This window comes from Empedobacter sp. UBA5036, assembly GCF_002415215.1.
GTDB classification, from domain to species: Bacteria; Bacteroidota; Bacteroidia; order Flavobacteriales; family Weeksellaceae; genus Empedobacter; species Empedobacter falsenii_B.
The window spans coordinates 1-4,832 of sequence record NZ_DICC01000035.1 but is presented as its reverse complement, the minus strand read 5'-3'; the positions used below and the strand labels follow the sequence as shown (position 1 = coordinate 4,832).

The following is a 4,832-nucleotide window of genomic DNA, read 5'->3' as shown; positions in this document are numbered from 1 at the left end:
CGTTTTTTAGGGAAGATTACAGGTACTGAACGGCTTTTGCATATTCAACGTAATAATCTATATTGGTAGTTACACCTTTTTCAATACTATTAATTGTGTTTTCTGTTATAGTTGTTAATATAGAAATGTCTTTTCTGGTATAGTTCAATTCTATACGCTTATTTAATAAAGACTTACCTAACTTTTCTCTATAAACAGGTGAAACCAATCTATCTCTTCTATTATTACTACTCAATTTGAATGTTATTTTAAATTAATTAGATATAAATTTGCATGTAATGAAATATTTATCTATATTTGACTATAATTAAGCGACAGTTATTAAACTCGAGTCTTGTTATCGAAAACGGCTAATTTAAGATGACGCAAGACCAATAGGGTTGTCGCTACCTCATATTTTGTATATTTGCATTCTATGGGGTGGTTTTCTCTATCGGATATTTCGTCAAAGGTTCTTAGCCGTACCTCGATTTAAATTGAAGATAGGAAATCGCCCCTCTTCATATCTCGACTCGTCTCATAAAACCCAACACAAAATGAGAACGAAACAATTTCCATTCATCCGTAAAAAACCACCAGACAAAGTCTGTTGGTCTTACTACTTCTTTTTAAAGAAAAATACTCCGTATTTATAACATTTTAAAACACGGATCGTAAAGTAAAGTGCTATCCTTTCTTTACACGCTCTCTATCGGAGCCTCAGTATTGAGACTTTGACAGCATTTGTTTTATCTTTTTTATTCGCACATTAAAAGTAAAACCTTTATTGACATTTTCCAAATTTATTGGGGCTACTACCTACTTTAAGTTGTAAGCAATAAGTATAGTTGAAATGACTAAGATTCATTTTAAGTTGTGAAAACCTAAAAACTTACAATAAATCAAAACTATTATAGTAAAACCCATTATTATGCTAGAAAAAGAATTTGAATTATTAAAAAAAGGTAATTCTATTGTTTTCGAACGTATTTATATCAGATATCATAAACGAATATTTTGGTTTGGTAAACAATTAATTAAGGATGAATTTGTAGTAGAATGTTTGGTACAAGATGTGTTTCTGAAACTTTGGGAATATCGAGAGAAGATAGAGTCCCCTGATCATATCTTTTTCTTTTTGAGATTTGTAATGAAATACAGTTGCTATTCGCATTACGCTAAACCGAAGAATAAGTTTTTTAGAACTGTGAATTCATTAGAGAACTATGAGAATTATCAAAGTTATTTAGCTGGATATGATCCCGCTGATGTAATAGAAAACCTGAACGAACAAGAAAGGCAACAGCACTATTTTAATGAAATTATAAAAGTATTACCCCTATTAAGTACTGAAAGAAAACATTTGATAGAACTCTGTTTAAAACATGGATTTCAGTATAAAGCGATTGCTCATGTAATGGGAAGAGGAATCACCGAAACAAGTAACGAAATTAAAAGTGCTATTGAGGATCTTAAGAAGATTTTAAGTCATCAAGATAAGTTAGTTATTAAAACCAAAACAGTCTCTACAGAAGAGAAGCTAGAAAAGATGACCAAAACACAATCGTTGATTTTACAACTTCGATGCGAGCATAAACAATCTTTTGCCAATATTGCTGAAGAATTACAATTGTCACAGAGAGAAGTACACAATGAGTTCATAGTCGCCTATAAATTTACCCAACAAAATAAAGTTCAATCCTTAAACTATTGATGATGGAAAGATCTACTTTAATACTCACTCGAAAAATACAGTTAATTGTTGATTTACCTACCCAAGAAGAACGTCAAGAGGTTTTGGAAACACTTTATAAATGGAGAAACAGGTGTTATAGAGCCGCTAATTTGATCGTTTCACATTTGTATATACAAGGGATGGTGAAAGAGTTTTTGTATCTTTCAGAAGGGGTTATACACAAGTTGGTTGATGAAAAGAAAGATGAAGCAGGAATCTTACAACGTTCGCGAATAAATACCACTTATCGTGTGATATCAGATCGTTTTAAGGGTGAAATTCCAATGAATATCTTATCGTGTTTAAATAGTAGACTCCAGAGTACTTTTAACAAAGATTACCAAGAATATTGGAGAGGAGAAGCTTCTTTAAAAAACTTTAAACGAGATATGGCATTTCCTTTTGGATTGGAAGGTATTAGCAAATTATCTTATCATCCCGAGAAAAAAAGTTTTTGTTTTCGATTGTTTCAACTTCCATTCAAAACCTATTTAGGAAGAGATTTTACAGGTAATAAAAAACTACTGGAACAAGTAGTAAATGGTGAAGTTAAACTTTGTACGTCGCAAATAAAAATAGAAAAAGGTAAAATATTTTGGTTAGCTGTTGTAGAAATTGAAAAAGAAAACCATCAATTACAACCAGAAACTATTGCAGAAGCTTCCTTATCATTAGAATATCCATTGGTTGTAAAAGTAGGTAAATCTAGACTTTCCATCGGAACCAAAGAAGAGTTTTTGTATAGAAGATTAGCGATACAAGCGTCCCGTAAACGAATGCAAGCAGGAGTAACGTATGTTAAATCGGGCAAAGGAAGAACGAGAAAACTAAAAGCGCTAGAAAAAATGAGTGAATTAGAACGTAATTACGTACATAATCGATTACATGTTTACAGTCGAAAGCTAATTGATTTTTGTATCAATAATAAAGCAGGAACACTTATTTTATTGGATCAAGAAGAAAAGATGGAGTTAGCCAAAGAAGAAGAATTTGTACTGAGGAATTGGAGTTATTATGAACTGATGACTAAAATAAAATATAAAGCTGACAAAGCAGGAATTGAGCTTATTATAGCATAAATTATAATTTTTGAGGGCGATTGTACACCCGTAAGGTGAGGTTGATTACGAACACTCACTAAATGTAAACAACATATACAACGGCTTACTTATCGTTCTTTCACCAATAGATAATAGCAGGATACTCCCAACATGAAGGCAGGATAAAGGCAACATAGTGATAGTAGAATGTATGTTAAATATTTTGTAGTCGTGTGATCTAGAATTTTTTTATTTAAAAAGACAATTCGAAGATTTTAAAAAAAACTTGGCTACAACTCCTACGTTAACTTTGGAAATGAATTTCAATAAATGAATTTTGAACATTATAAAAATTTTGTTTGTCTATGTTTAACCTTGATTGGGTAAATAATAGAAAATCAAATCTTAAAAACTATAATTTTGAGGGTGATTGTACACCCATAAGGTGAGGTTGGTAATAAACACTCACTAAATGTAAATTACATATACAACGCGTGGGTTCACTTACTTTCATCAATAATTAATAGCAGATACTCTTTGATGTTAAAAGCAAGATAATGAGAAAGTATATTTGTCTGAAATTCTTATTTCGGAATTGGAGTTCGTTTACAACAAAGTGAATTTGTGGGAAAACATTTTTCATCTATCTATATTCAACTTAAAATAAAAAAATTAATAGAAATTCAATCCTCAAAACACTTTAATTTTCATCCGCTATTTTCTCGGCTTATCAAAGAGTTTTTATCGGATAGGTGAAAGCATAACATCTGTCATCCTTTCAATGGCTGTGACAGCCAACTTTATTAAATATTTTTGATTATTCACTTTCATAAGTGATTTGATTAAAAAGGATAGATTTTCAATCAAAAGAAATAAAAAGGCAGCTAAGTTTGAAAGGACTCCTGCGCTATAGCCAGCCAAAAGCTTACGGCATAATGAAACAGAAAAACAAAAATAAAGTTATTTTTTCTGTTTCACCCTTTGGGACTTAATCCGTTTCCTTTTGTCTCTGCACTGTCCTTTCCGATTTACTGCTTTCTTTTTCTCCTTTTTCTTTTGAAAACTAAATCTAAATAAAGATTTAGTTATTTTCAATTTCTTGTATATACATATAGTAAAATGCTTTTACATAAAAGCGTACAATTGTAATTACGTATTGATGTAAATATCTACTTACATATTTAAGTAAACATATATCCACTTGCTACTTTAAAAGCGTATTTAACTATCTATAAACATAATTCAGTAGTGTTATATTTCTTTTATACTATATATTCTGATTTTCTAACAGATTTGCAATCTTCATTTCTAAATGGTAGCATTTGGAATTCAGTGACATTATTTGTCTTATAACCAATTGCCTATAGATACCTTACTTTGTAAAGTAATCATAAAGAGCTTAATGCAGTATCTAAAAATTTATTTTAGAACGAATGGTCAAAATAAAATGCAATTATTTGGAAACATATAAATGTTTTGGAAAAAGCAAGCGGGAGTTGGGCAGAACCCTACTCGCTTGCCTCTTTACTGCGTTACAGAGGATTTTCGTATACCAGAGGTATACTTTTGACCATATAAGCTTTATATAATCACAAAAATAGTATACTACAAGGTATACGTATAGAAAAAAAGACGTGGATTTAGAAAATTAAGTAGATGAAGCAGAATAATACGAACAGCATTCGTTATCCAAAAGAAACAGATGAAAAATTAGAGAAGCTGTCTGAAAATTTAAGACGAAGTAAAAAAGAATTGTTTTGTCAGATGGTGGATTATTTTTATAGATGTAAAAAAGATCCTTCAGACACTGGAGATGAAATCTTGAAGAAAGAACTTTCTTCAGGAATCAGTCGTATTATAGCTTTTATTCGACAGCAAGAAAAAGATTTCTTATTACCTTTATTTTCTGACACTGCTATTTTAAAAAATGCTTCACATAATCAAAAAGAGTTGTTAGAAAAAATAGAACAGTATTTAATAGAAGAAAATAAGCAAACTTCAATACTTACGAAACAAAATCTACTGATCACAAATGCATTAAAATATTTAATGTCTAAATGTAATCTTCCCTAAAAAAC

The 4,832-nt window shown here is 30.4% G+C and carries 4 protein-coding genes; 3 read left to right on the top strand and 1 reads right to left on the bottom strand.

Translation table 11 applies throughout. The features are described 5' to 3' along the window. Positions 1-16: 16 nt before the first annotated feature. The gene (locus B4J88_RS06535; RefSeq protein ID WP_291066926.1) at positions 17-235 is read right to left on the bottom strand and encodes a hypothetical protein; all 219 of its coding nucleotides are present in this window, start codon (positions 233-235) and stop codon (positions 17-19) included. Between the two features lie 675 nt (positions 236-910). Here B4J88_RS06535 and B4J88_RS06530 point away from each other — a divergent pair. The 3 genes from B4J88_RS06530 (at position 911) to B4J88_RS06520 (ending at position 4,827) form a co-directional block, all read left to right on the top strand. Next, entirely contained in the window at positions 911-1,693 is a 783-nt protein-coding gene (locus tag B4J88_RS06530; RefSeq protein WP_291066924.1) for an RNA polymerase sigma factor, read from the top strand. A 2-nt stretch (positions 1,694-1,695) separates the two neighbouring features. Further along, entirely contained in the window at positions 1,696-2,793 is a 1,098-nt protein-coding gene (locus B4J88_RS06525) for a hypothetical protein (protein WP_291066922.1), read from the top strand. Positions 2,794-4,410: 1,617 nt separating this feature from the next. Beyond that, positions 4,411-4,827, top strand: a complete 417-nt coding sequence (locus B4J88_RS06520; protein WP_291066920.1) for a BfmA/BtgA family mobilization protein — start codon at positions 4,411-4,413, stop codon at positions 4,825-4,827. Positions 4,828-4,832 lie beyond the last annotated feature (5 nt).